Source organism: Pseudomonas sp. D4-21, assembly GCF_051132125.1.
Classification (GTDB): domain Bacteria; phylum Pseudomonadota; class Gammaproteobacteria; order Pseudomonadales; family Pseudomonadaceae; genus Aquipseudomonas.
In genome coordinates this window covers 812,314-838,737 of sequence record NZ_CP071664.1, presented here as the reverse complement: position 1 = coordinate 838,737, position 26,424 = coordinate 812,314, and the positions used below count along the sequence as shown (strand labels likewise).

The window sequence follows — 26,424 nt, the reverse complement described above, 5'->3', positions numbered from 1 at the left end:
GGTTCCTTGCAATGGCGGTCAGAGCACGCGGGCAAGCCCAAGGGTCAAGGCGAACGCGACCAGGGATATCAATGTCTCGAGCACCGTCCAGGTCTTGAACGTTTGCGTGACGGTCATATTGAAGTATTCCTTGATCAGCCAGAAGCCGCCGTCATTGACGTGGGACAAGATAACCGACCCAGCTCCGGTCGCCAGCACCAATAACTCGGGATGGGGATAACCCAGGCCAATCGCCACGGGCGCGACAATGCCCGACGCCGTCGTCATCGCCACCGTGGCCGACCCCGTTGCAACACGCATCAATGCGGCGAACAGCCACCCCATCACCAGGGGCGACAATTGAAACTCCTGGGCCAGGCCGACGATTTGCTGAGTGACCCCGGCATCCACCAAAATCCTGTTCAAACCACCGCCCGCCCCCACCAGCAAGGTGATGCTGGCCGTCGGCGCCAGGCATTCGTTGGTGAACCTGAGGATCGACTCGCGGCTGAAGCCTTGGGCGAGGCCGAGGGTCCAGAAGCTGAGGATGGTCGCCAGCAGCAGGGCGATCACCGAGTTGCCGATAAACAACAGGAACTGATTGAAACCGCTCCCCGGCGTGGAGATCAGGTTGGCCCAGCCGCCAATCAGCATCAGGATCACCGGCAACAGAATCGTCCCCAGCGTTATGCCGAAGCCAGGCAGATTGGCCCGTGGCTCCCGATCGAGAAATTGGCGCTCCAGCGGGTTTTCAGCGGGCAGTTGGATGCGCGGTACGATGAACTTGGCGTACAGAGGTCCGGCGATGATCGCAGTGGGAATGCCGACCAGGATCGCGTACAGCAAGGTCTGCCCCACCGACGCCTGGAACGCCTGCACCGCCAGCATCGCGGCCGGGTGCGGCGGCACCAGCGCATGGACCACCGAAAGCCCGGCGACCATGGGTAGCCCCACCATCAAAATCGACACGCCCACGCGTCGGGCGATGGTAAAGGCGATAGGCACCAGCAGCACAAAACCGACTTCGAAAAACAGCGGCAAACCGACCAGGAATGCGATGCAGACCATTGCCCAATGGGCATTGCGCTCGCCGAATCGTTCGATCAACGTCTGCGCCATCCGCTCCGCGCCGCCGGACTCGGCCATCATCTTGCCAAGCATCGTGCCCAAGGCCACCACCAACGCGATGTGCCCCAGCGTCTTGCCGACACCCGCCTCGTACGCCCCCACCACACCCGAGGGCGGCATCCCGGCCAGCAACGCCAGGCCGATGGAAACCAGGGTAATCACGATGAACGGATTGAGCCGGTAGCGCGCAATCAAAACGATCAGTGCAATGATGGCGATGGCCGCGTAGACCAATAGCCAATAACCGAAAGCAGGTGCCATGCGTTACTCCTCGAATGGGGTCACGTCGATGTGTTGTGAAAGTCATAAATCATTTCGACGGGAAATCTTCAAGCCCACTGAAAGTAATTTTCGCGCACAGACAAAAAATGTCGCTGATGGACATCGCGACAGGGCGACGATGAAAATTCAGCGCAAGATTTTCATCGCCCACAGACGACTGGCCGCCCTGCACTCAATTCCGTACCATCCGCACCTGTCTTCACACCGCTTCCCCGGCAGCCGACCGTCCACCGGCGCCCAGTCAGGTAAACCATGAAACCAGCACGCCTTCGCGCCGACGCCCTCGCCGGCCTCACGACTTCTTTCGCCTTGCTCCCCGAATGCATCGCCTTCGCCCTGGTGGCCCACCTCAACCCACTGATGGGGCTGTACGGCGCGTTCATCATTTGCACGCTGACCGCGTTGTTCGGTGGTCGGCCCGGGATGGTGTCGGGCGCGGCGGGGTCGATGGCGGTGGTGATCGTCGCGCTGGTGGTACAGCACGGCGTGCAATACCTGTTGGCGACCGTGCTGCTGGGCGGGTTGATCATGATGGCGTTTGGGCTGCTGCGACTGGGCAAGCTGGTGCGCATGGTGCCGCATCCGGTGATGCTGGGGTTCGTCAATGGCCTGGCAATTGTCATCGCTTTGGCGCAACTGGAGCATTTCAAGCGCGACGGCGCCTGGCTCAGTGGCCCCCCGCTCTACCTGATGGTCGGCCTGGTGGCGCTGACGATGGCCATCGTCTACCTGCTGCCGCGCCTGACCCGCAGCGTGCCGCCGGCCCTGGTGGCGATCCTCGGCGTTGGCCTGGCGGTCTATCTGCTTGGCTTGCCTACCCGGACGCTGGGCGACATGGCGCACATTGCAGGCGGCTTGCCGGTTTTCGCCCTGCCGGACATTCCCTGGAATCTCGAAACCCTGCTGATCGTCGCGCCTTACGCCGTCATCATGGCGATGGTCGGTTTGTTGGAAACCCTGCTGACCCTGAACCTGACCGACGAGATCACCGAGAGCCGCGGTTATCCTGACCGTGAATGCGTGGCGCTGGGCGCGGCCAACATGGCCTCCGGGTTGTTCGGCGGCATGGGCGGTTGCGCCATGATCGGCCAGACGATGATCAACCTCAGCTCGGGCGGGCGCGGGCGGATATCGGGCGTCGTGGCCGGGGTGATGGTGTTGCTGTTCGTGTTGTTCCTGTCGCCGCTGATCGAGCGCATTCCGCTGGCGGCGCTGGTGGGCGTGATGTTCGTGGTGTCGCAGCAGACATTCGCCTGGGCCTCGTTGCGAGTGGTCAACAAGGTACCGGCGAACGATGTGCTGGTGATCATCGCGGTGACCGTCATCACGGTATTCACCGACCTGGCCGTCGCCGTGCTCTGCGGGATTATCATCGCGGCGCTCAACTTCGCCTGGCAACAAGCCCGGGAGCTGTATGCCGACGCGCAACTGGAAGCGGACGGCAGCAAGCTCTATCGCGTGCACGGCACCTTGTTCTTCGCCTCGACGACGCCGTTTCTCAACCAGTTCGACCCGGCCAACGACCCTGATCTCGTTACCCTTGACTGTCGTCACCTGAGCTTCGTCGACTACTCGGCCATCGCCGCGCTGATGACCCTGCGCGAGCGCTACAGCAAGGCCGGCAAGCACCTGCGGGTGTTTCATCTGTCCGAGCGTTGCAAGCGAATGCTCAAGCGCGCGGATGTGCACCACGATTGACAGGACCCCGGCACAAAACTTGTGGGAGCGAGCTTGCTCGCGACAGCGTTGGGCCAGCCATATCAATGCTGACTGACCCGGCGCCATCGCGAGCAAGCTCGCTCCCACAGGTTCCACGCTTTAATTAACGATCTGGTCGGCTCTCTTGGGACTCGAAGCGTACCCGGCGAGCTTGCCTTGGATGAAGTCCAGGAAGCACTGGATGCGCAGGGCCAGTTGGGAGTTGCGGTAGTACACCGCATTGATCGGCTGGCGATAACCGCTGTTGGCATCGGCGAGCAACACCTTGAGCCGACCGGCGCGGATGTCGTCCCGGGTCATGAAGTCCGAGAGGCAGGCAATGCCCTGCCCTTGCAGCGCCAGGTGACGCACCGTTTCGCCGCTGGACGCACTGATGGCCGGCTGGATCGGCCAGCGATCGCCGTGGATGTGACGCAGTGGCCACTGGTTGAGCCCGTCGTTCTGGGCAAACCCCAAAAGCGAATGTTCCGCCAGCTCGGCAACGCTTGAGGGCGTCCCCCGCCGCTTCAAGTAAGCCGGACTGGCAAGAATGTGCAACGGGCTGCAACCCAGTGAGCGGGCATGGAGCGTCGAATCCGTGAGCGTACCGATACGAATGGCGACGTCCGTGCTTTGTTCGAGCAAATCGATGATCAAGTCGTTGCTGTTGAGCTCCAGCTGGATATCCGGATACAGCGTGCGGAACTCTTCGATGTGGGGGACGATGGCGTGGAGCATGAACGGCGATGCCGCGTTGATCCGCAAGCGCCCGGCGGGGGTCTTATGGCGAGACGACAGCCGCTCCTCCAGCTCATCCATCTGGTCGAGAATGCCCTTGGCCTGCTCGAAGAAATACTTGCCCTCTTCAGTCAGGTCCATGCGCCGCGTGGTGCGGTTGATCAACGTGGTGTCGAGCTTGGCTTCCAGGCGCGACAAGGTGCGACTGACCGCCGAGGGCGTCTGCCCGACTTGCTCGGCGGCGGCGGAGATCGACCCGCATTCGATCACGCAGACGAAGATCTGCAACTCGTCGGATCTGGCTTTCACAGGTGTCCTCTCGCTTTCAGGCAAGTCCCGATAGTAGCCCGATTACCGCGAAAGGCCGAACACCTCGATCAGATGCCGCTCATACCGCGCCACATCTTCTTCGATGTTCGGGCGCTTCATCACGTCCACGCACAGGAAGGTCGGCAGAGCGGTCATGCCCAGGAACTGATTGGCCTTGTGGAATGGGAAATACACCGCGTCCACGCCCTTGGCTTCGAAGAAGTCCGTCGGGTCGTCGAAGGCTTGCTGCGGGGCGTTCCAGGTCAGCGACAACATGTATTGCTTGCCCTGTACCAAACCACCGCTGCCGTATTTTTGCGACGCATCGGAACGAGTCCGGCCGTCACTGGCATAGAGGCTACCGTGGCCTTCGGTAAAGACTTCGTCGATGTATTTCTTCACGGTCCACGGAGCGCCCATCCACCAGCCAGGCATCTGATAAATGATTACGTCGGCCCAGAGAAACTTGGCGACTTCTTCCTTGATGTCGTAGCCACCGTCGATGAAGGTGGTTTTCACATCAAGGCCGCCTCGGTCCAGGACGCTGAGCGCGGTGTCGTGAAGGGTGGCGTTGTAGCGACCGTCGGAATGGGCGAATTGCTTACCGCCGTTGAGCAACAGGACTTTTTTCATTGCAAGCCTCATCGATTCCAGGCGTGGCCGCTGGGCCGTCGCTCACTGGAAGATTAAAAAGATCGCGGCAGAGTACCGATGAGACTCGCGTGGAATAAGCACCCGAACGGCAAAACTGTTTTGATCCATATGCACGAATCGCTGCCCGATTGTTGCCTTAAACTCTTACAGTCCTTTAATCCTGGAGCCCGAGCCCTGATGAGTGAATTGCACGGTTTCATCCTGCATGCCAAGACCCGACCGGAAAAAGCCGAAGCCTTCGAAGCCTTGTTCCGCGCTTACGTCGAACCGAGTCGGGCCGAGCCCGGCTGCATCGAGTACCACATGTTGCGGGACCAGCAGGACCCGACGCTGTTCATCTTCTATGAAGTCTGGGCATCCCAGGCCGATCTGGATGTGCACTCGAACCTGCCGCATATGAAGCAATTTTTCGAACAACGTATGGATTACCTGGAACGAGACTTCGAGATTCGTCGCGTCGACATGCTCAGCCCCTCTTCGGCTAACCGCTGATCAAAAGATGGCCGCCGAGCACGCCGAGGCCGATGAAAAACACCCGCTTGAACAGCACGGCGCTGAGCCGCTGGCGCAACCATTGCCCCAACCACATCCCCAGCAACGCCGGTATCAGCGCCAGCAGCGACGCGCTCAACTCGCCGCCGCCCAAGGCGCCTCGCCACAACAGCCCGGCCGCCAAGGCCAATGTTGAAACGGTAAATGACAAGCCCAGGGCCTGGACCAGCTCATCTCGGTTCAAGCCCAACGCCTGGAGATAAGGCACCGCTGGAATCACGAACACGCCAGTGGCCGAAGTGATCACACCGGTGAGCAAGCCGCAAAGCGGAGCAAGCCAGCCTTCTTGCCCGACACCGACCCGCAACGTTGGTAGAAACAAGCCGCTCAACGCGTAAACCATCAGCGCGGCGCCCAGTCCCTTTATTGCCCATGCCCCGCCCACCATGCCGATCCACAACGTACCGAATCCGGTGCCGATGAAAATCGCCAGCAGCAGCGGCCACAGCCGCCGTATGAGCGCGCGCAAATGCCCGCCAAACGTCAACCGCCAGACATTGGTCAATGTCGCCGGAATAATCAACAGCGCTGCAGCCTGCATCGGGGCCATAGCCAGCCCGAGCAAGCCCATGGCGATGGTCGGCAGGCCGAGACCGATCACCCCCTTGACGGTACCGGCCAGCAGGAAGGTGCCAATGACCAGCAACGAAAGGGCCAGACCGAGGTCCTGGTAGAAAGCGAAGAGTGTGTCCATAGGGCTATCGTGCGCCCCGGGCCTTGGTTTTGAAATGTGCCATATACTGAGGGTGCCTCTCTTCCTGCAAGAGGCTGGTAACTTTGGCGATGCTACTGGCGCCATCGCGAGCAAGCTCGCTCCCCTAAGGGATTGCATTCGAAACTGTGGGAGCGAGCTTGCTCGCGATGACGATAAACCCGGCGCCGCAACACTGAGACAGGAACCCCGGCCATGCACCTCGACTTCACCGACCTGCGCCTCTACCTGAACGTCCTCGACGCTGGCAACATCACCGCCGGCGCGGCCCGCAGCCATTTGTCCCTGGCTGCGGCCAGTGCGCGAATCCGTGCCATGGAGGCGTCCCTGGGCATCGACCTGCTTGAACGCGGGCGACGCGGCGTCACCCCGACGCCGGCCGGCAAGGCGCTGGCCGAACATGCGCGGATCCTGCTGCAACATGCCGAACGCCTCCAGCAGGATCTGGCCGAATACGCCCGAGGCGCGAAAGGCCGGGTGCGGCTGCTCTGCAACACCAGCGCCATGACCGAGTACCTGCCCGAATTGCTCGCCGGTTTTCTCAAGGCCCATCCCAATCTCGACATCGACCTGCAGGAGTTGCCCAGCTCCCGGATCACCCATGCGCTGCGCCAGGGCACAGCGGACCTGGGTATCGTTTCCGACGCGGTGAACACCGATGACCTTCAGGCCTGGCCATTTCGCGACGACCCGCTGGTATTGATCCTACCGACCGGACATTCGCTGGCTGACGGCCGAGCCGTGCGTTTCAGCGAGACCCTCAATCACGACTATATCGGCCTGAACGCCTCCAGCGCCTTGGCGATCCACTTGGAAGAACAGGCCCTGCACATCGGCTCACGCATGCAGATCCGCATTCGCGCCGACAGTTTCGATGGGGTGATTCGCATGGTGGCCCACGGCGCTGGCATCGCTATCGTGCCAAAGGCTGCCATCGACCGGCGACCGTCCGAGCCCGCGTATCGGTGCGTCCCGTTGCAAGAGACCTGGACCCGACGAGCGCTGCTGCTCTGCGCCCGTAACTTCGAAGGTTTGCCGCCCTATGCCAAAGCCCTGGCTCAGCATTTGGCCGAATAATGCGCGCTTCTGGACAGCCCGGTGTCGAGCACAGGCATCTGCCCAGTCCTGCTCCGCGCTAGGGTGCAGCTTCTTTTTTGCCCCTTTTCGGAGCTCACATGACCGCCCCCATCACCGTCCTGCGCGACACCCATCCGCTGCCCGTACTCGATGCCTGCAAATGGGAAAAACTCGAAGGCGATCCGCACACCGTCAACCTCAATGCTTACACCAGCGAAGACGGCAGCAAGATCATGGGCACCTGGATTTGCACGCCCGGCAAATGGCGTGTGGACTATGTGAAGTGGGAGTACTGCCATTTCCAGGAAGGCTATTGCGTGATCACCCCGGACGGCATGGCGCCGATCCATCTGCGCGCCGGTGACATTTTTGTCGTCGAGCCGGGCATGAAAGGCACTTGGGAAGTGGTCGAGACCGTGCGCAAGTATTTCGTGTTTGCCTGACATAAAAAAAACCGAGAGACCACCCGACGCGGTCGCTCGGCAAACAACTTCCAGAATGCACTACCCTGTGGCGAGGTGATTTATCCCCTCGCCACAAAAACTTCAGAGCGCCTCAAGTTTTACTGCGGCTTGCGATAGCTGTTAACAATCGCCGAGAAATCCTGGCCGCCCTCGCCCCGCTGGCTCATCGCCTGATATAGCTGCTGCGCTACCGCGCCTAATATCACCGGCTGACGGGCTTGGCGCGCGGCTTCGGTGGCCAGGCCCAAGTCCTTGAGCATCAAGTCCGCGCCGAAACCGCCGGTATAACCGCGCGCCGCTGGTGCCGTTTCGATCACGCCCGGCCATGGGTTGTAGGTATCCGAACTCCAGCACCGCCCGGTCGAGCTGTTGATAATGCCGGCCAGCACCTGGGTGTCGATCCCCAAGGCATCGCCCAGCGCCATGGCCTCGCTGACACCCACCATGGAAATCCCCAGCAGCAGGTTGTTGCAGATCTTGGCGATCTGCCCGGTGCCGACTTCGCCGCAGTGCACGATGTTGCGGCCCATTTGCGCCAGCACCGGTTGCAGGGTGGCGAACAGCTCGTCCGTAGCGCCAACCATGAAGGTCAACGTGCCCGCCGCCGCGCCGCCAGTACCGCCCGAGACGGGCGCATCAGCCATCGCCACTCCTTGCTTCGCAGCGGCGGCCGCCACGTCACGAGCGGTCTGCGGATCGATGGTGCTGCAATCAACGGCCGGCGTATCAGCGGCGATGCCGGCGAGGACGCCGTCCTCACCCAGCCAGACACTGCGTACATGGGCGGCGGCCGGCAGCATGGTAATCACCAGCGCCGCACCCTGGGCCGCATCGCGGGGCGAGGCGCTGATCGTGCCGCCCAACGCCGCCAGTTCGGCCAGCACCGTCTGGTTCAGGTCGAACAGGTTCAGCGAATGGCCGGCCTTGAGCAGGTTGCGCGCCATAGGAGCGCCCATATTACCCAGGCCGATAAATGCGATGTTCATGTCCGGCTCCTTAACGCAGATTGATGGTGGTGTTCACACCGTCATTGACGCTGTCGTCATCGAACCAACGCGCGGTAACGGTCTTGGTCTGAGTGTAGAACTGCACCACCTGTTTGCCGTAAGGGCCAAGGTCGCCAAGCTTCGAACCACGGGAACCGGTGAAGCTGAAGAACGGTACCGGCACCGGGATCGGAATGTTGATGCCCACTTGGCCGACGTCGATTTCGCTCTGGAACTTGCGCGCTGCCGCTCCGCTCTGGGTGAACAGGCCGGTGCCGTTGCCGAATGGGTTGGCGTTGACCAGGGCAATGGCCTGATCCAGGGTGTCGACTTCCAGCACCACCAGCACCGGGCCGAAGATTTCTTCGGTGTAGATGCGCATGTCGGTGGTCACGCCGGAAAACAGGGTCGGGCCGACAAAGTTGCCCTGCTCGAAACCCGGCACGCTGATTTCCCGTCCGTCGAGCTCCAGCTTCGCGCCTTCCTTCACGCCGCTTTCGATCAATTCAAGGATCCGCGCCTTGGCTCGCTTGGAAATCACCGGGCCGACATCAGTGCCCGGCTCGCTGCCTGCGTTGACCTTGAGCTTCTGCGCCAGCGCCTTCAGCTCCGGCAACCATTGCTTGGCCGCGCCCACCATCACCACGACGGAGGTGGCCATGCAACGCTGGCCCGCCGCGCCGAAACCGGCGCCGACCAGAGCGTTGAGGGTTTGCTCGCGATTGGCATCGGGCAACACCACCGCATGGTTCTTCGCGCCCATCATCGATTGCACGCGCTTGCCATGGCGGCCCGCCAAGTCATAGACGTGGGTGCCTACCGCTGTGGAGCCGACGAAGGAAACGGCCTTGATGTCCTTGTGGGTACAAAGCGCATCCACCACGTCCTTGCCGCCGTGCACCACATTGAGAACGCCCGCCGGTACGCCGGCCTCGATGGCCAGTTCCACCAGCAGCATGGTCGACAACGGATCCTGTTCGGACGGCTTGAGCACGAATGTATTGCCGCAGGCGATGGCCATCGGGAACATCCACAACGGGATCATCGCCGGAAAGTTGAACGGCGTGATTCCCGCGCATACCCCGATCGGCTGGCGGAGTGTGTAAGTGTCCACGCCCCCGGCGACGTTCTCGGCGAACTCGCCCATCTGCAGGGTGCCGATGGAACAAGCGTGCTCGACCACTTCAAGGCCACGGAAAATATCGCCTTCGGCATCCGCGATGGTCTTGCCTTGTTCGGCGCTCAGCACCGCGGCGATGCGCTTGGAATGCTCGCGAATCAGGGCCTGGAGCTTGAGCATGATGCGCATCCGCGCACCGATGGGCGTCAGTTTCCAGGTCTGGAAGGCACGCTGGGCAGCGGCGATGGCTGCATCGACTTCCGAGGCCGTGGCAAACGGGACCTTCGCCAGCACCTGTTGGGTAGCCGGGTTGACGATGTCGTGCCATTCGTTGGATCGGGATTCAACCCACTCGCCATCGATCAACAATTTGACGGTATGCAGGGCAGTGTCGCTGGGCGTGAGGGAAACGTTCATGCTGGCCTCCGGGATTGTTCTTATATAGAGAGCGCTGGTTCAGCTAAGACCAAGACGCACGAGCACGCTTGGTGATGAGACGGTTTATGGAGTATAGATGTGCAAACTTCTAATAAGAACGCACATAAAAACCGGTCCATCATGCAAAAAAACATCACCTCCCTCGGTTCGCTGAACTGGGACGACCTCAAGTTTTTCCTCGAAGTGGCCCGTACCCGCAAGGCCAGCACAGCCGCCAAGCGCCTGGCGGTCGACTACACCACCGTGTCGCGACGCATCAGCTCGCTGGAAGCTTCATTGGGTACGCTGCTGTTCGAAAAATCCCGGACCAACGGTTTTGTCCTGACGGCCGAAGGCCAGCGGTTGCTGGGCTACGCCGAATCGATCGAAAGCACGCTGCACATGGCTTGCGAACAGGTGTCTGGCTCCGGCGTCGCGCTGTCCGGCCATGTGCGCATGGGTTGCACCGAAGGCTTCGGCAGCTTTTTCATCACGCCGCAATTGAGCCGCTTCGTCGATGCGTACCCGGCGATTTCAGTGGACATCCTGCCGCTGCCGCACTTCATCAGCCTCTCCAAGCGCGAAGCCGACATTGTCATCGCCCTCGAGCGCCCTGAACATGGCCCGTATGTCTGCTGCAAGCTGTGTGATTACCGGCTGCAGCTCTACGCAACCCAGCACTACCTGGACAACCATCCGCCCATCCACCATCCGGCGGATCTGGGCAAGCATTCGTTCATCAGTTATGTCGACGACCTGGCATTCAGCTCCGAGCTGCTGTACCTGGCCAATGTCTTGCCCGGCGCGCACGCACATCTACGCAGCACCAGCGTGATCGCGCAGTTCGTCGCTGCGCAGCAAGGTCGGTCGCTGGCAATCCTGCCGTGCTTCCTCGCGGCCCAGGACTCACGCCTGTTGCCGGTGCTGCCAGACGAAATCACCGTTACCCGGCAGTTCTGGATGTACTGCCGGGAGGATTTGAGGAAGCTCAAGCGGATTACGTTGTTATGGGACTACATCAGGGATGTGACTGAGCAGAACCGGCCATTGCTGATGGGCAACAGCCGGGAGATGGTTTTTGCCGACTAATCGGCGATGACAACGATGGCAACGCGGCGGTTTTCGGTGCGGCCGCTGGCGGTGTCATTGGACGCGACGGGCTGGCTGCTGCCGAGGCCGCGCGACTGGACGTTCTCTTCGCGCATGCCCACGCCGATCAATACTTTACCGACGCTGTCGGCCCGACGTATCGACAGTTGTTCGTTATAGGCTTGGGAGCCTGATGCGTCGGTGTGACCATCGATGCGAACTCGCTCGATACCCGCGCCCAGCAGCGCCTTGCCAATGCGCTCGACAATTTCGGTGCTGGCTGGATTGAGGGTTTCCACATCGCTGCCAAACAGCACTTTGCCTGAGAGGCCGAAGGCCCAGCCCTCCTCCGTCAACTTGAAACCCTGCTCCTTGAGGACGGCGATTTGCGCTGGGGTCAGGCCCTTTTGCGGGGCGGTCTGACACCCAGCGAGGGTAAATACGGTGATCAATAAAAATGCTGCGAACCGCAGCAGAGAAAAACGAGCATTCGAAAGCATGCATTCAGCTCCTGGTTTGAAGTTCCGCGACCGGGTGCTCCGCACCCGCCGTGTGTTGACCGCCTCGGGCGAGGCGTTTGGCCTGGTACATCGCCGCATCGGCGGCGCTGAGCAGCGCACCGGGCGTTGCCCCATGCTCGGGGTAAACGGCAATGCCGATACTGAGGGAGGTCAACACCGAGGCATTACCTGGCAACTGGATCGGCATTTCCATGCTGGCGATGATTTTTTCGGCGATTCGCTCGGCATCCTCGATCTTGTGCAACGGCGTCAGCAGCACCGCGAATTCGTCGCCGCCCAGGCGTGCCACAAGGTCATCTTCTCGTAACTGAGCCCGCACCCGGGTCGCGACGGCAGTCAACACCGCGTCGCCGGCGGCGTGGCCGAAGTTGTCATTGATGCCTTTGAAGCGATCGCTGTCCAGATACAGGACGGCCACTTGCTCGTCGAGCTTGCTGGCATTGCGCAAGGCGCGGATCAATCGACCTTCGAAAAATGCCCGGTTCGGCAACCCGGTCAGGCTGTCGTGGCTGGCCTGGTGAGCCAAGGTCTCGTTTTCACTTTGCAGGTGGGTCTGCCAGGACTCGAGCTCAGCGAGCAATCCATTGAAGTCATTTCCCAGGTTATCCAGCTCGGCGATGTCGGCCGGGGGAACCCTTCGGTCCAGGGCTCGCTCGCAGCGTGCGGCGTGGGCGACCTCAGCCAAGCTGCGCAACGGTCCAGTGATCGCCCGCAACTGACGTCGCGCCAGATACAGCGCGACCCAGGCACTGACCGCCGTACACACGATGATTCCCGCCAGGCCGCTGAGCAGAAAACGCAACAGACTGCCGCCATGCCCCGCCAGCAGGATCCTGCCGATATTTTGCCCTTGGTGGACGATGGGAAGGCTGATGGGTTTTTCCAGGAATGCCTTGGCGATGTGCATTTCCAGCTCTGAAAGAAGTCCGGTCTCCGGCCGCTGCCAGCGCGCTAACAAGCGGCCCTGCTCATTGAATACCTGCGCATCGGCCACCTCTTCGGTGGTGGCGATCAAGGCCAGCGCTTCGGTGGCGGCGGCCTCGTCATCGAACACCACTGCCGCTTCCACGGTGTAGTTGATCGAACGGGCGATGAGGTGCAGGTTGTGATCGGCGTAGACACGCAAGGCAAGCACGCCCAGCAATGTAAGGGAAACACTGGCCATGGCGATCGCCACCAGCGCGACGATCAAATGACCGCGACCGATGACCGACCCCAACGTGGGACGAATTCGTGGTTTTGACGAACTCATGGGGCGGCAGGCCTGCGGCGTGATAGTTGGAGGACACTGGGATGGATGCGCACGCCACTACGGGCGACCGAGTCGAGATTGACCTCGAACGACACTTGCTCATCACCGACCCGCAGGCAAAACAGACTGCCCACGGTGCATTCATCCCCGCCCTCGCTGATGCTCAACACAGGTTGGCCAATCAGCGAAGCAAACAGACGGGAGCGTTCAGCAGTGCTCAGATTGCCGATATAGACGGCGTTGCAGTCAGCGGTGATGCTCGGATAATCAGCCAGCACACGCTGCACGGTCACGGGGCGACCGGTCGCCTGGGTGGTGCCTTTGACGAGGTCATCGGTATATTGGGTGGGGCCGACGATACACAGTTGCAGTTGCGTTGGCTCGACCGGCCACCGCGCATAACTGAGAATGCCTAATACAACCTGGGTGACCGCCTCGGCTCGCTGGTCGGCTCGAGTAGCAGCCGGCGGGTCCTGGGCAATGACCGCAGGCGACAGCAGCCACAAAAGAAAGGCAAGCAAATAATGCCTGCAATCCTTGCTGCGCACCGCCTCCCGTCCCACCGCCGTCATGAATGATCTCTTGTTGTAGATAAGAGCCGGAACGATAGCACAGTGTCAAAAAGCCAGCGAGACAGTGTCCTACAAAGAGCTCCGACAAAAAACAGGCATTAGCGCAAGCAACGCACTGGCACACCAAAACCGATCATTGCGTCACCTTACTCCCATTCCAACATCAAGCCGCTCAAGCGCTTGACCTTGCGTTGCACCGCCTCTTCGAAAATTCCCGCGCGTGGCTCTATCAGACTGAACCATTGTTTGGCCCGGGTGATAGCGGTGTACACCAATTCCTTGGTCAGTACAGGATTCAGGGCATCCGGAAGGATCAACGCCGTGTGAGTGAACTCCGAGCCTTGGGACTTATGCACGGTCATGGCGTATACGGTTTCCACATCGTTCAATCGGCTGGGCAGCACAAAACGCACGCCACCTCGGCCGTCGTTACGAGGAAATGCAACCCGCAGCACCTGTTTTCCGGCATCCGGTCCGTCACGCTCAGGCAACCTGAGGGCAATGCCGATATCGCCATTCATCAATCCCAACCCGTAATCATTGCGCGTCATCAATACCGGACGCCCCTCATACCAAAGCTGGTCATTGTCGATCAGCCGTGCCTTGAGCAGCGCGGCAGTGATCCGTTGGTTCAACCCTTCGACACCCCACGGGCCTCTGCGCACTGCGCAAAGCAACTGGAATTCGTCAAACGCCGACAAGACCTCCCGAGCCCAATCATTCCAGCAATCGTCTTCCAGCGGACGGGAGGCCGCCGGACGCCGTTGCCGCAAGACGCTCAGATAATGCCGATATCCCTGCGGCCCGGAGGCTTGGCCATCCAGCAGCAAACGTTCCAGCGCAGTATCGTGTTCGCCTTTCAACGCCAACGTGGACAGATCGGGGTATTGGCCCTTGCGCAATAGGTTCCGCGCCTGCTCCGGCTGTTGTCCATTGACCAGGCGGGCCAACTGGCCAATCCCACTGCCCTCGCCGAAACGCCGGGAATGCCTGAGCATGACCACTTGCTGGGCGAGGGGGTGAGTACCTTCGAGGTCCTGCTTCAGGTCACTTGTCATCAGGTTTTCGCCGCTGACGGATTCGAGCCACGCCAGAGTCTGTGGGCTATACCAACCCTCTTCGGCATCGCGGCACAAATCGCCAAGCACCGCGCCGGCTTCGACCGAAGCCAACTGGTCCTTGTCCCCCAGCAATACCAAACGCGCATGGGACGGCAGCGCATCCAACAGATTGGCCATCATCTCCAGATCAATCATCGAAGCCTCATCGATGACCAGCACATCCAGTGGCAGGCGATTGCCTGCATGATGACGAAAATGACGCGTACCGGGACGACTGCCCAGCAGGCGATGGACCGTGGTGACTTCGCAGGGAATGCGTTCACGCACGGCATCGGTGACGTCCAGCGTGCGAACCTGTTGGCTGATGGACTCGGTCAGGCGCGCCGCCGCCTTGCCGGTGGGCGCGGCCAGACGAATGCGCAGCGGCTTACCTGCTTCGACAGCGGGTGCCTGCAACAAGGCGAGCAGACGCACGACCGTGGTGGTCTTGCCGGTGCCGGGGCCGCCCGTGACGATACTGAACGCGCTTCGGGTCGCGAGCGCGCAGGCCAGTTTCTGCCAGTCGACCGGCCCCGTCGCGCTGGCCGGACCAAACAGCCCGGCCAGGCGCTCATCCAAGTCATCAGGCACCGCTCCGTGGTCGGCCAGCCGTTGACGCAACGCATCGTCGATTCGTCGCTCGTAGCCCCAGTAGCGACGCAGATAAAGACGTTTACCGGCGAGTACCAGCGGCCGTTGTCGTGCCTGCTCACGCTCGTCGCCTGCCAGGGCGACCAGCGGGCTGGAAGCCAGTACTTTGCACCAGTCGGCACCATCGAGTGTCTGCAAAACCTGCGACGGCAATAGCATCACGCCGGGCTGCAGGTCTCCCTCCGGTGGCAAGGACAACGCAAAATCCGGCTCCTTGAGTGTTTCGAACAGATCCAGGCAGACATGCCCGTGCCCCAATTGATGGCTGGCAAGGGCCGCGGCAAGCAGCACCAGCGGGTCGTCTTCTGGGCACAGTTCATGGAGGAAAGCTACGAATGCCCTGTCCAAGGCTCGCAGCCAACCGCGCTCCACCCAGCGAGTCAGCAGCAGCAACAGGTCGTCCACGTCGCTCAAGGGCGCCAAATCCACCAGGCTCTCGTCGTCGGAATTCTTGGGAAGCAGGTCCGCAAAAGAACGACTCATAACAGTTCTCCCTGCACCCAAGCCGGCTCCGCCTTGGGCTCGGGCATTCCTTGGAACAGGCGATCCAGTTGCTCTATCAAGGCGCGCGCAGGCTTGGTGAAGTAGACACCCTGGCTGGCAGCGCGTGTGCCACGAAGGAATATATACAGCGCGCCGCCAACATGCTTGTCGTAGTCATAGTGGGGCAAGCGCGCCTTGAGCTGGCGGTGCAAGGCCAACAGGTACAGCACGTATTGCAAGTCGTAGCGGTTATCCAGGATCGATTGCTCCATGGCCTGCATGGTGTAGGCGGCGTCGTCCAATCCCAGCCAGTTGGACTTGTAATCGGCCACATAATATCGACCGTCGTGCTCGAAGGTCAGGTCTATGAAACCCTTGAACATGCCATTGAGCAATACCGGTTCCGCAGCGACACGAGCCACGCCGTCATGGGTGAATCGGCAAACCAGATCATCGAGCTTGAGCACATCGACCTTGTGGCTGGCGAACCAGAATTCCATTTCCACTTGGAACCGGGTCAAGTCTTCCAGCACCACCGGCGCTTGGCCGCCGCCAATACACAGAGGCGTTTTGATCAGGTGCAACAACCAGTCGCCAAGGGTTTTGATCCAGCCATTCCAACCCCGGCGGTTGCAGCGTCGGGCAATGGCATCCTCAATGATGGCTGGCGCCGTCGGGAATCCTTCGCCGGCAGCCCACTCCAGGAGCCCATGCAGGAAGGTACCGGGGTTGGGCCCACGGGGAAAACGGTGGATGTCACCGCCCGCAGCCGCAACTTCCCGCGGGGCGTCTGGATCGAGTCGCTCATCATCGAACAGTTTCTGGGCTTGGGGATTTTCCGGTGCGGTGTCACCGCCCACGTTGAGGCTGTCGCCGAAACGCAACGCACTGTAGGAAGCAATCCACCAGTTCTCACTGGCTTTGCGCAACGGAATCAAGGGTTCAAGCAATACCGCGTCGTTGCGTGCGGGTCGGTAGTGCTCGTCGCTGGGCTGGGGCATATCCAGGCAGCTCACCGCCTGGCTGCCTTGCCGCAGGTCTTCCAACCAACGTCTGAGCTCTACCGACTCGTTCAACGGCGCACCACCACCCAACAGATAGCCCAGGGCAGACAAATGTAGAATCGAGCGGTTATTACTGCCGCGCTTGAGATCGGCGACACCCAGCCAGCAGGCGTGCTGGGCACGGGTAAGTGCCACGTACAAAAGACGCAGATCCTCTGCCAGACGCTCGTCATCGGCCTTGGCGATCAATTCCGGGGTCGGGGCGAGACTGATCTGCGCCTGGCCGCGCTCATCGTGGTAATGCAGCGGAAGTCGACTGCCATCCACCGGCTTCGTCGAGCATATGAACGGGAGGAACACCAGGGGGTATTCGAGTCCCTTGGACTTATGGATCGTCACTACCTTGACCAACTGCTCGTCGCTTTCGAGGCGAAGGATCTGCTCTTCTCCCGCCTGCCCGGTCATGGCCAGATGCTCGGCCAGGTAACGAATCATGGCTTGCTCGCCATCCAGCTCGACGGCGGCCTGCTGCAACAACTCACAAAGGTGCAGCAGGTTGGTCAGCACCCGCTCGCCGTCATCACGTGCCATCAGGGACTGAGGCAATTTGAAGTCGTGCAACAAGCGCCTCAGCATCGGCAGCACACCTTGCGCGCGCCAGACCATCCGATAGCCCCGGAATTGCATCACACGGCTTTCCCACGCCAACTCATCCTGGTTCAGGCGCTCAAGCTCTGTGAGCGGCAGGTTCAACGTAGTGCTGGCCAGGGCTGTGCGCAGCAGTCGCTCCACATCCGGCTCGGCACATGCCTTGAGCCAGGTCAGCAAATCCCTTGCTTCCTGGGAAGCAAATACCGAGTCCTTGTCTGATAGATAGACACTGCGCACGCCTCGTGCGGACAACTCGCCGCGCACGGCCTGCGCTTCCTTGCCATCGCGCACGAGAATGGCGATGTCGGCCGGCAGAAGACCACGAAGCATTTCCCCATCATGGAAAAAGCCATCGCGCCCCGACTGGCCGCCGTTGAGCAGCGCAGTGATTTCGCTGGCGCAGGCTGCGGCCATCTGCTGCCGATACACCGCTCCGGAAACTGGCTGGTCAGAGACCAGGTGCCAAACATTCAGGGCAGCGACAGTCTGCCCCGAAACCCGCAAGCTCTCTTTGCGCCCTTGGGACTCGACGGGCAGGAACGGCACGGGATTGTCACCCGATGGCTCGCGGAACAGGAAAGCCCCTCGCCCCTGCTGACGCGCCTCGGCATGTTGGAAAACCTGATTCACCGCGCCGACCATGGCATGGCTGGAGCGGAAGTTTGTCCCCAGCGTATGCAACCGGCCAGCGGTGGCTTCCCTGGCGCGCAGGTAGGTATAGATATCGGCGCCGCGAAACGCATAAATGGCCTGCTTCGGATCACCGATCAGGAACAGCCCGCTCTGCGGATTGTTGTCTTCAATGCGATAGATGCTTTCGAAGATTCGGTACTGGATCGGATCGGTGTCCTGGAATTCATCGATCAGCGCCACTGGGAACTGCTCGCGAATCAGGCTAGCCAGCCGCTCCCCGCCTTCAGCCTGCAACGCCGCGTCCAGGCGCAGCAGCATGTCGTCGAAACCCATTTCAGCCCGGCGCCGTTTCTCCGCTTCGAAGCGTGTCCCGACCCATTGCGCGGCATGCTGCAACACCGCCGCGTCCGGGGTGGGCAGGGCGTCCAGGCTGGCCTTGAGGCCCGACATCGCATCCAGCCCGGGATGACTGGGCACATCGCCTTTCCAGGCCTCGGCCATGCCCTCGGGCGTCAGCCGTGTGAAGCCGGTGCCAATGTCCAGCAGCTCGAGACTTTCGTCCTCGACCCAGGCCGTGATCTTCTGGAACCAGGGTTCGAAATAGCGAGCCTGCATCTTGCGTCCGTCGACGCTTTTATTGGCAACGCCCTGCTGGCAGATTTCCAACAACTCCACGGCCCATTGTCGCCAAGGAGCCTTGAGGTCGAGCAATGCCGCGCTGCGTTCCTGAAGGGATGCGACGATCAGCTCGGCCGGCTCGATCCCCTGCGCCTCACCTCGAGAACTGGAAAACAAACCCCTTACCCGGGGCAGCAGGGCGGCAGGCCCGCCCCAGTGAGCCCGCACCCAGTGCAGCGCTTCACCTTGCATCGAATAGCAGAACAGGCGCCAGTAGTCGCGCAGCACCTCTGCGAGCAACTCGCTGTGATCGGTTTCCAGGGTTTGCGTAAACAGGCTGCCACTGTCGAAGGCATGCTCGCGAAGCATTCGCTGACACCAGCTATGGATAGTCGAAACGGCCGCTTCGTCCATCCATTGCGCGGCTATATCGAGCCGGTTCGCGCAGGCTGCCCATTGCCCTTCCCCGAACTCATCACGCAACGAGGCAATCAACGAGTCCGGGGCGGGAATCTCATCGCGAAAAAAACGCGCCGCTTCCGCCAGGCGCGTACGGATACGCTCCCGCAGTTCCTTGGTCGCGGCATCGGTGAAGGTCACTACCAGAATCTGCGGAGGAAGCAGCTCGCGGTCAAACCGCGTCTGCGGGTCGCCATGCCCTAACACCAGGCGCAAATACAACGCCGAAATGGTAAAGGTTTTCCCGGTACCGGCACTGGCCTCGATCAATTGACTGCCACGTAGCGGGAAGGCCAGGGCCCAGGGAGTTTTCCGGCTCATGGATGTACGTCCTCGCTCACCAGTGAGCGCCAAGGCGCTTCGAGTAGCGGCCGATAAACCGCATCACACCAGTCGGGAAATGTTTCGTCAGCGACCAGCGCATTGAAGTCGGGGTATTGCCGTGCCAGGGCAGGGCTTTCCCGGCGCTCCCCCTCAAACGTCAGCCCGTCACCTTCGTAGGCTTTGCGAGCCGCCGCCAGGGCTTTCTCCGGGTCGCTTTGGTCGAGCCAGGCGAACGCGGTCTTCACCGCGATTGGCAAGGGTTGGCGCATACCAGCCCGCCAGGCTTGCAGCAGGTCGCCAAGGACCTGGCGCGCTACGGTTTCGTCAAAAGGGGCGAGCAGCAAGCTGTCATCACTGGCGACCAACGCCGTAGTCATCGAAAGCCCACTGGCGCAGGCTACAAGATGGTTGACCCAGACCCGTATCAGTCGATGCCATTTGCGGGTCTTGGTAGATCCGATGCTGTTGGGGATAGCGGTAATGGCGAGGACCGAGCCATCGCCTCGCTGATGCAGGCCGCTAAGCCATCCTTCTACGCTGACATCGTGTATACGAAGGCTGACGGGGACGGCGCTGGTCAGTGGAGTGGGCCATGAAGACAGGAGCTGCTGGTAGCGCTGCAGCAGGTCAGGCAACGGCTCGATCAACTCGCGCTGCAGGCTTTCACCGAAACCCGCCATGGGCAGCAGGCCACTGTTCTGTAACCGCTTGGCGTGCGCCGCCAACGCCAGGTCCGATTGGTCGAGGCGAACAAGGGCGGCCTCGAGCAGGCTGTCGCTCAAGCTGTAGCGCTGCAGGGCATCAAGAACGAAAGGTTCGTCATCGGCCAGGGGGGCTTCGAAAGTCTCGAAGAACACCTTGAGTCGCTGGCTGAAGAAATGACGAACAGGATTGCGCAGAAAATCCTGCAACTGAGCGATCCCCAATGGCTCTTCCTGGGCATAGGGCTCCAACATTGCAGGCAGCGCGCTGTGTTCTTGGGCCTCGTGAAGCGAACGCCATTCACCGGCATAGCTGAACAGCCCGTCACCCTGATAAAAGTACCGGGCGCTGAACGGCTGCAAAGGATGCTCCTGAGTCAACGCCTCGAGTAGACCCTCATCACCATTTGCCAACCGCCACCCACTGGCAAGATGATCACGCAACTGGCCGATCAAGACCGATGCCGGCCGATCGCTGTTGTCACGAATACTGCGACCGACCCAACTGATGTAGAGCTTTTCCCGGGCAGAAAGCAGCGCTTCCAACAGTAGGTACCGATCGTCCTCACGCCGGGAACGATCGCCTGGGCGGTAATCGCTGCCCATGAGGTCGAAATCCAGCGGTGGCTGAGCTCGTGGATAGTCGCCGTCATTCATTCCCAGCAAACAAACCAGCTTGAAGGGTATCGCTCGCATCGGCATCAACGTACAAAAGTTGACCGCTCCGGCGAGGAAACGTTGGGACAACTTCCCCTGATCCAGTCCGGTCAGCCAGGCTTCCCTGACAACCGTCAAAGGAAGCTCATCCTCCAGCCCGACCGAATCGCAGCTTTCCAGCCAGGTTTCACGCAGGTCCTCGAGTTGGGCCAGCAGATAATCGTCGTGCTCGTTGCTTGCCAGGAAGAACAATTGCATCAAGTTATGCAAACGCGCCCCCCATTCCTTGGGAGAGGTTGGCTGGCTCAGCTCCCGGTGAGCGACTTCCAGCGCATCCAGCAAAGCCACCAGCGGACCGATCAAAGCCGCATCGAGGCCACCGATTTCGTCATAGGGCTCGATGCCCTCGTAAGCCTCTGAATCGCCAACCGCATACCCCAGCAACATGCGACGCAGGCCGAAACGCCAGCTGTTCTGCTCAAGCTCTGCGGGCAAACCCAAACTGGCGCGATGCCGGGCATTCATCCCCCAGCGAATGCCTGCTCCCTCAATCCAGCGGTGCAGTATCGGCAAGTCGGCCTCATTGATGCCAAACCGCTCGCGCAACGCTGGCACGTCCAGCAGATCGAAAATCTCGCTGACCGGAAACCGACTATCCGGGAGCCTGAGCAAATGCTCGACGGCGATGAGCAAAGGGTCACGGCCACGCTGGCCCTGATCTGTCAGGGTGAAGGGGATGAAACGAGGGTCACCCCGATCAAGCTGGCCAAACACGGCGCGGATATGCGGCGTATAACTGTCGATATCCGGGACCATGACGATGATATCCCGGGGACGCAGGGACGAATCCTTGCTGAAGTGCGCAAGCAATTGATCATGAAGGATCTCAACTTCACGCTGGGCACTGTGGGCCACATGGAAACGGATCGACTCGTCTTGTTGCGTATCGACTGAAGGCCAGTGTTGCCGGGTTTCATCCAAGGGGCGCAATTCCAGGATATCGTCCTGCAGCTGACTAAGGAGGGTCGTGGGATTACCGTCGCTGAACAGATCGATACGCCCTTCGCGAAATACCGAGCGATAGGTGTTTGGATCATCGTAGCTGTCGAGAAGGTTGATGTAGTCGCGCCCTTGCTTTCCCCAGGCAGCCAACAGCGGATGTGCATGCTGATGCAAAGTCTGCGAATCCAGGACATTTGGCATGCCGCTTTTTCGTGCCTGCCGTTTGTATTGGTGACGAAGCAGGTCCTTGTCGGCGACGATGTCCGCCCAATGGTAACGACAGGGGTTGTGAACACACAGTAAAACCTGGCTGAACCGTGAAAGACCGGCCAGGGCCTCAAGCGCTTGGGCTGGCAGTGAAGAAATACCGAACACGATTACGCGAGCCGGTAGGCCTTCGGGAGCGGCTTCAAGGTGATTGATGCGCTCAAGATAGCGCTGGTGAACGCCGGCACGGCTTTGAGCCATGCCCTCTTCACCCACATCCAACAGCAGCGCTCGCCACAGCTCCGCTTGCCAGCAATTTGCCGGCGCGAGCGGCTTTGTTTCACCACGCACGCTCCTTGTCTGGTGCCGTCCCTGCGCCCAATCTTCAAGCCAGTCGGCTCGGTACACCTGATACTGGTCGAAAAGATCAGCCAGACGCTCGGACAATTGGTAGCGCTTACGTAAATCAGTGTCGTCAGACAGGAAACGTCGCAACGGTTCGAAATGAGGCTGTTCAATTAGCTGCGGCAGGAGACGCATCAGCCTCCATGTGAGCGGCGCCTTATCCAGTAAGGATTTAGCCGGAATTTCATCACTGCCAAGCACCATTCGATAGAGCTGCCACATGAAACTGCCGGGCAGCTGCACCTCGATGGCAGCCGCAATTCCGCAGCCGCCACTGTCATCGTCTTCAGGATCTTCAGCCAGTGCCAACTTCAGCCATTGGGCGATGCCGTTGCTTTGAACGAGGGCGATTTCATTTTCAAGCGGGCCTAGCGGATAGCGTCGCATCAGGCTGATAACCAGGCTGCGCAACTCATCAAGGCGATTCCCATGAACCACCATGAAAGCAGGGCTGAGGGACGTCGCGTCCGGCATAGAGGCATCCTTGAAAAGTGCAAAAGCTAGGGCAGAACCTTAGCACTGTCGGTGGGCTGTGGCAGCCGGGAGCTGTCCGCGCTTATCGTAAGAACTTTCCTGCGGGCAAAACAAAACCCCTACCTGCATCAGCAGATAGGGGTTTCGGAATTTAATCTTGACGATGACCTACTCTCACATGGGGAAACCCCACACTACCATCGGCGATGCATCGTTTCACTGCTGAGTTCGGGATGGGATCAGGTGGTTCCAATGCTCTATGGTCGTCAAGAAATTCGGTAGCCAGCGCGTGCCTTGCGGTCACGTTCCAGCGAATGGGTATGTGATAGCGTGTTGCTTGTGAGTATCTCGAACTTTCGGTTCGTTTCGTCTTCACAACACCGCAATCTGGCCTCTTTCGAGTCTACAAATTGCTTGGGTGTTATATGGTCAAGCCTCACGGGCAATTAGTACAGGTTAGCTCAACGCCTCACAGCGCTTACACACCCTGCCTATCAACGTCGTAGTCTTCGACGGCCCTTCAGGGAGCTCAAGGCTCCAGTGAGATCTCATCTTGAGGCAAGTTTCCCGCTTAGATGCTTTCAGCGGTTATCTTTTCCGAACATAGCTACCCGGCAATGCCACTGGCGTGACAACCGGAACACCAGAGGTTCGTCCACTCCGGTCCTCTCGTACTAGGAGCAGCCCCTCTCAAATCTCAAACGTCCACGGCAGATAGGGACCGAACTGTCTCACGACGTTCTAAACCCAGCTCGCGTACCACTTTAAATGGCGAACAGCCATACCCTTGGGACCGGCTTCAGCCCCAGGATGTGATGAGCCGACATCGAGGTGCCAAACACCGCCGTCGATATGAACTCTTGGGCGGTATCAGCCTGTTATCCCCGGAGTACCTTTTATCCGTTGAGCGATGGCCCTTCCATACAGAACCACCGGATCACTAAGACCTACTTTCGTACCTGCTCGACGTGTCTGTCTCGCAGTCAAGCGCGCTTTTGCCTTTATACTCTACGACCGATTTCCGACCGGTCTGAGCGCACCTTCGTACTCCTCCGTTACTCTTTAGGAGGAGACCGCCCCAGTCAAACTACCCACCATACACTGTCCTCGATCCGGATAACGGACCTGAGTTAGAACCTCAAAGTTGCCAGGGTGGTATTTCAAGGATGGCTCCACGCAGACTGGCGTCCACGCTTCAAAGCCTCCCACCTATCCTACACAAGCAAATTCAAAGTCCAGTGCAAAGCTATAGTAAAGGTTCACGGGGTCTTTCCGTCTAGCCGCGGATACACTGCATCTTCACAGCGATTTCAATTTCACTGAGTCTCGGGTGGAGACAGCGCCGCCATCGTTACGCCATTCGTGCAGGTCGGAACTTACCCGACAAGGAATTTCGCTACCTTAGGACCGTTATAGTTACGGCCGCCGTTTACCGGGGCTTCGATCAAGAGCTTCGCGTTAGCTAACCCCATCAATTAACCTTCCGGCACCGGGCAGGCGTCACACCCTATACGTCCACTTTCGTGTTTGCAGAGTGCTGTGTTTTTAATAAACAGTCGCAGCGGCCTGGTATCTTCGACCGGCGTGGGCTTACGCAGCAAGTGCTTCACCCTCACCGGCGCACCTTCTCCCGAAGTTACGGTGCCATTTTGCCTAGTTCCTTCACCCGAGTTCTCTCAAGCGCCTTGGTATTCTCTACCCAACCACCTGTGTCGGTTTGGGGTACGGTTCCTGGTTACCTGAAGCTTAGAAGCTTTTCTTGGAAGCATGGCATCAACCACTTCGTCACCCAAAGGGTAACTCGTCATCAGCTCTCGGCCTTAAGATCCCGGATTTACCTAAGATCTCAGCCTACCACCTTAAACTTGGACAACCAACGCCAAGCTGGCCTAGCCTTCTCCGTCCCTCCATCGCAATAACCAGAAGTACAGGAATATTAACCTGTTTTCCATCGACTACGCTTTTCAGCCTCGCCTTAGGGACCGACTAACCCTGCGTCGATTAACGTTGCGCAGGAAACCTTGGTCTTTCGGCGTGGGTGTTTTTCACACCCATTGTCGTTACTCATGTCAGCATTCGCACTTCTGATACCTCCAGCAAGCTTCTCAACCCACCTTCACAGGCTTACAGAACGCTCCTCTACCGCATCACTTACGTGATACCCGTAGCTTCGGTGTATGGTTTGAGCCCCGTTACATCTTCCGCGCAGGCCGACTCGACTAGTGAGCTATTACGCTTTCTTTAAAGGGTGGCTGCTTCTAAGCCAACCTCCTAGCTGTCTAAGCCTTCCCACATCGTTTCCCACTTAACCATAACTTTGGGACCTTAGCTGACGGTCTGGGTTGTTTCCCTTTTCACGACGGACGTTAGCACCCGCCGTGTGTCTCCCATGCTCGGCACTTGTAGGTATTCGGAGTTTGCATCGGTTTGGTAAGTCGGGATGACCCCCTAGCCGAAACAGTGCTCTACCCCCTACAGTGATACATGAGGCGCTACCTAAATAGCTTTCGAGGAGAACCAGCTATCTCCGAGCTTGATTAGCCTTTCACTCCGATCCACAGGTCATCCGCTAACTTTTCAACGGTAGTCGGTTCGGTCCTCCAGTCAGTGTTACCTAACCTTCAACCTGCCCATGGATAGATCGCCCGGTTTCGGGTCTATTCCCAGCGACTAGACGCCCTATTAAGACTCGCTTTCGCTACGCCTCCCCTATTCGGTTAAGCTCGCCACTGAAAATAAGTCGCTGACCCATTATACAAAAGGTACGCAGTCACCCAACAAAGTGGGCTCCCACTGCTTGTACGCATACGGTTTCAGGATCTATTTCACTCCCCTCTCCGGGGTTCTTTTCGCCTTTCCCTCACGGTACTAGTTCACTATCGGTCAGTCAGTAGTATTTAGCCTTGGAGGATGGTCCCCCCATATTCAGACAAAGTTTCTCGTGCTCCGTCCTACTCGATTTCACTTCTAAGATCCTTTCGCGTACAGGGCTATCACCCACTATGGCCGCACTTTCCAGAGCGTTCCGCTAAAATCAAAGAAGCTTAAGGGCTAGTCCCCGTTCGCTCGCCACTACTAAGGGAATCTCGGTTGATTTCTTTTCCTCAGGGTACTTAGATGTTTCAGTTCCCCTGGTTCGCTTCTTGCACCTATGTATTCAGTACAAGATAACCATCTTATGATGGCTGGGTTCCCCCATTCAGACATCTCCGGATCACAGTCTGTTTGCCGACTCCCCGAAGCTTTTCGCAGGCTACCACGTCTTTCATCGCCTCTGACTGCCAAGGCATCCACCGTATGCGCTTCTTCACTTGACCATATAACCCCAAGCAATCTGGTTATACTGTGAAGACGACATTCGCCGAAAATTCGATCTGGCTCTAAGAGCCACTCACAAATTTTACCTTAGCCTGATCCGTTACCAGTGAAAGTAACGTTCAGTCTATCTTTCTATCACATACCCAAATTTTTAAAGAACGATCTAATCAAAAGACTAGAAATCAAC

At 59.5% G+C, this 26,424-nt stretch carries 17 protein-coding genes and 2 rRNA genes; 5 read left to right on the top strand and 14 right to left on the bottom strand.

Annotated elements, in window-relative coordinates:
* Positions 1-18 precede the first annotated feature (18 nt).
* Positions 19-1,368 (bottom strand): gluconate:H+ symporter, encoded by a 1,350-nt coding sequence (locus tag J3Q04_RS03640; protein ID WP_434607902.1) that lies wholly within the window; start codon positions 1,366-1,368, stop codon positions 19-21.
* Between the two features lie 273 nt (positions 1,369-1,641).
* Between J3Q04_RS03640 and J3Q04_RS03635 the strand changes: the two genes are divergently transcribed.
* Entirely contained in the window at positions 1,642-3,087 is a 1,446-nt protein-coding gene (locus J3Q04_RS03635) for a SulP family inorganic anion transporter (protein ID WP_434607904.1), read from the top strand.
* Positions 3,088-3,207: 120 nt separating this feature from the next.
* Here the strand turns inward: J3Q04_RS03635 and J3Q04_RS03630 are convergent, their stop codons facing one another.
* Together J3Q04_RS03630 and J3Q04_RS03625 are read right to left on the bottom strand one after the other, a co-directional pair.
* Entirely contained in the window at positions 3,208-4,134 is a 927-nt protein-coding gene (locus tag J3Q04_RS03630) for a LysR substrate-binding domain-containing protein (protein ID WP_434560799.1), read from the bottom strand.
* 42 nt (positions 4,135-4,176) lie between these two features.
* Positions 4,177-4,767 carry an NAD(P)H-dependent oxidoreductase gene (locus J3Q04_RS03625; RefSeq protein ID WP_420765638.1) on the bottom strand — a complete coding sequence of 197 codons (591 nt, stop codon included), beginning with the start codon at positions 4,765-4,767 and terminating at the stop codon, positions 4,177-4,179.
* A gap of 198 nt (positions 4,768-4,965) precedes the next feature.
* On the opposite strand from J3Q04_RS03625, the gene J3Q04_RS03620 reads away from it, so the two are divergent.
* A complete protein-coding gene (locus J3Q04_RS03620) occupies positions 4,966-5,280 on the top strand; it encodes a putative quinol monooxygenase (protein WP_434607907.1) in 315 nt (104 codons plus the stop codon).
* Here J3Q04_RS03620 and J3Q04_RS03615 read toward each other — a convergent pair.
* Complete coding sequence (locus tag J3Q04_RS03615; RefSeq protein ID WP_434607909.1) at positions 5,270-6,034, bottom strand: sulfite exporter TauE/SafE family protein; 765 nt, start codon at positions 6,032-6,034, stop codon at positions 5,270-5,272. The two genes, J3Q04_RS03620 and J3Q04_RS03615, sit on opposite strands and share 11 nt — an antisense overlap.
* A 213-nt stretch (positions 6,035-6,247) precedes the next feature.
* Here J3Q04_RS03615 and J3Q04_RS03610 point away from each other — a divergent pair, with 213 nt between their 5' ends.
* Both J3Q04_RS03610 and J3Q04_RS03605 read left to right on the top strand, forming a co-directional pair.
* Positions 6,248-7,129: a LysR family transcriptional regulator gene (locus tag J3Q04_RS03610; RefSeq protein WP_420765641.1), complete on the top strand. Its 882-nt coding sequence runs from the start codon at positions 6,248-6,250 to the stop codon at positions 7,127-7,129.
* Positions 7,130-7,227: 98 nt separating this feature from the next.
* Positions 7,228-7,572, top strand: a complete 345-nt coding sequence (locus J3Q04_RS03605; RefSeq protein ID WP_003177747.1) for a cupin domain-containing protein — start codon at positions 7,228-7,230, stop codon at positions 7,570-7,572.
* 119 nt (positions 7,573-7,691) lie between these two features.
* On the opposite strand, the gene mmsB is transcribed toward J3Q04_RS03605, so the two are convergent.
* Together mmsB and J3Q04_RS03595 are read right to left on the bottom strand one after the other, a co-directional pair.
* On the bottom strand, positions 7,692-8,579 hold the full coding sequence (mmsB, locus tag J3Q04_RS03600; protein WP_434607911.1) for a 3-hydroxyisobutyrate dehydrogenase: 888 nt from the start codon (positions 8,577-8,579) through the stop codon (positions 7,692-7,694).
* A 10-nt stretch (positions 8,580-8,589) separates the two neighbouring features.
* Positions 8,590-10,116 (bottom strand): CoA-acylating methylmalonate-semialdehyde dehydrogenase, encoded by a 1,527-nt coding sequence (locus tag J3Q04_RS03595; RefSeq protein ID WP_434607913.1) that lies wholly within the window; start codon positions 10,114-10,116, stop codon positions 8,590-8,592.
* Between the two features lie 141 nt (positions 10,117-10,257).
* Here J3Q04_RS03595 and J3Q04_RS03590 point away from each other — a divergent pair, with 141 nt between their 5' ends.
* Positions 10,258-11,205, top strand: coding sequence for a LysR family transcriptional regulator (locus J3Q04_RS03590; protein ID WP_434611670.1), 948 nt, complete (start codon positions 10,258-10,260; stop codon positions 11,203-11,205).
* On the opposite strand, the gene J3Q04_RS03585 is transcribed toward J3Q04_RS03590, so the two are convergent.
* The 8 genes from J3Q04_RS03585 to J3Q04_RS03550 form a co-directional block, all read right to left on the bottom strand.
* Positions 11,202-11,705, bottom strand: a complete 504-nt coding sequence (locus tag J3Q04_RS03585) for an OmpA family protein (protein WP_420765644.1) — start codon at positions 11,703-11,705, stop codon at positions 11,202-11,204. The genes J3Q04_RS03590 and J3Q04_RS03585 overlap by 4 nt on opposite strands.
* Positions 11,706-11,709: 4 nt before the next feature.
* Positions 11,710-12,978 carry a diguanylate cyclase domain-containing protein gene (locus tag J3Q04_RS03580; protein ID WP_420765645.1) on the bottom strand — a complete coding sequence of 423 codons (1,269 nt, stop codon included), beginning with the start codon at positions 12,976-12,978 and terminating at the stop codon, positions 11,710-11,712.
* The gene (locus tag J3Q04_RS03575; RefSeq protein WP_434607916.1) at positions 12,975-13,550 is read right to left on the bottom strand and encodes a YfiR family protein; all 576 of its coding nucleotides are present in this window, start codon (positions 13,548-13,550) and stop codon (positions 12,975-12,977) included. The genes J3Q04_RS03580 and J3Q04_RS03575 overlap by 4 nt, the downstream gene beginning before the upstream one ends.
* A gap of 146 nt (positions 13,551-13,696) precedes the next feature.
* On the bottom strand, positions 13,697-15,784 hold the full coding sequence (gene recD, locus J3Q04_RS03570; RefSeq protein ID WP_434607918.1) for an exodeoxyribonuclease V subunit alpha: 2,088 nt from the start codon (positions 15,782-15,784) through the stop codon (positions 13,697-13,699).
* Positions 15,781-19,470: an exodeoxyribonuclease V subunit beta gene (gene recB, locus J3Q04_RS03565; protein ID WP_434607920.1), complete on the bottom strand. Its 3,690-nt coding sequence runs from the start codon at positions 19,468-19,470 to the stop codon at positions 15,781-15,783. The genes recD and recB overlap by 4 nt, the downstream gene beginning before the upstream one ends.
* A complete protein-coding gene (gene recC, locus J3Q04_RS03560; protein ID WP_434607922.1) occupies positions 19,467-22,919 on the bottom strand; it encodes an exodeoxyribonuclease V subunit gamma in 3,453 nt (1,150 codons plus the stop codon). Before recC ends, recB begins: the two co-directional genes overlap by 4 nt.
* Positions 22,920-23,074: 155 nt before the next feature.
* Positions 23,075-23,190, bottom strand: a 5S ribosomal RNA gene (rrf, locus tag J3Q04_RS03555).
* Between the two features lie 154 nt (positions 23,191-23,344).
* Positions 23,345-26,236: ribosomal RNA gene (locus J3Q04_RS03550) — 23S ribosomal RNA — on the bottom strand.
* Between the last annotated feature and the right edge of the window lie 188 nt (positions 26,237-26,424).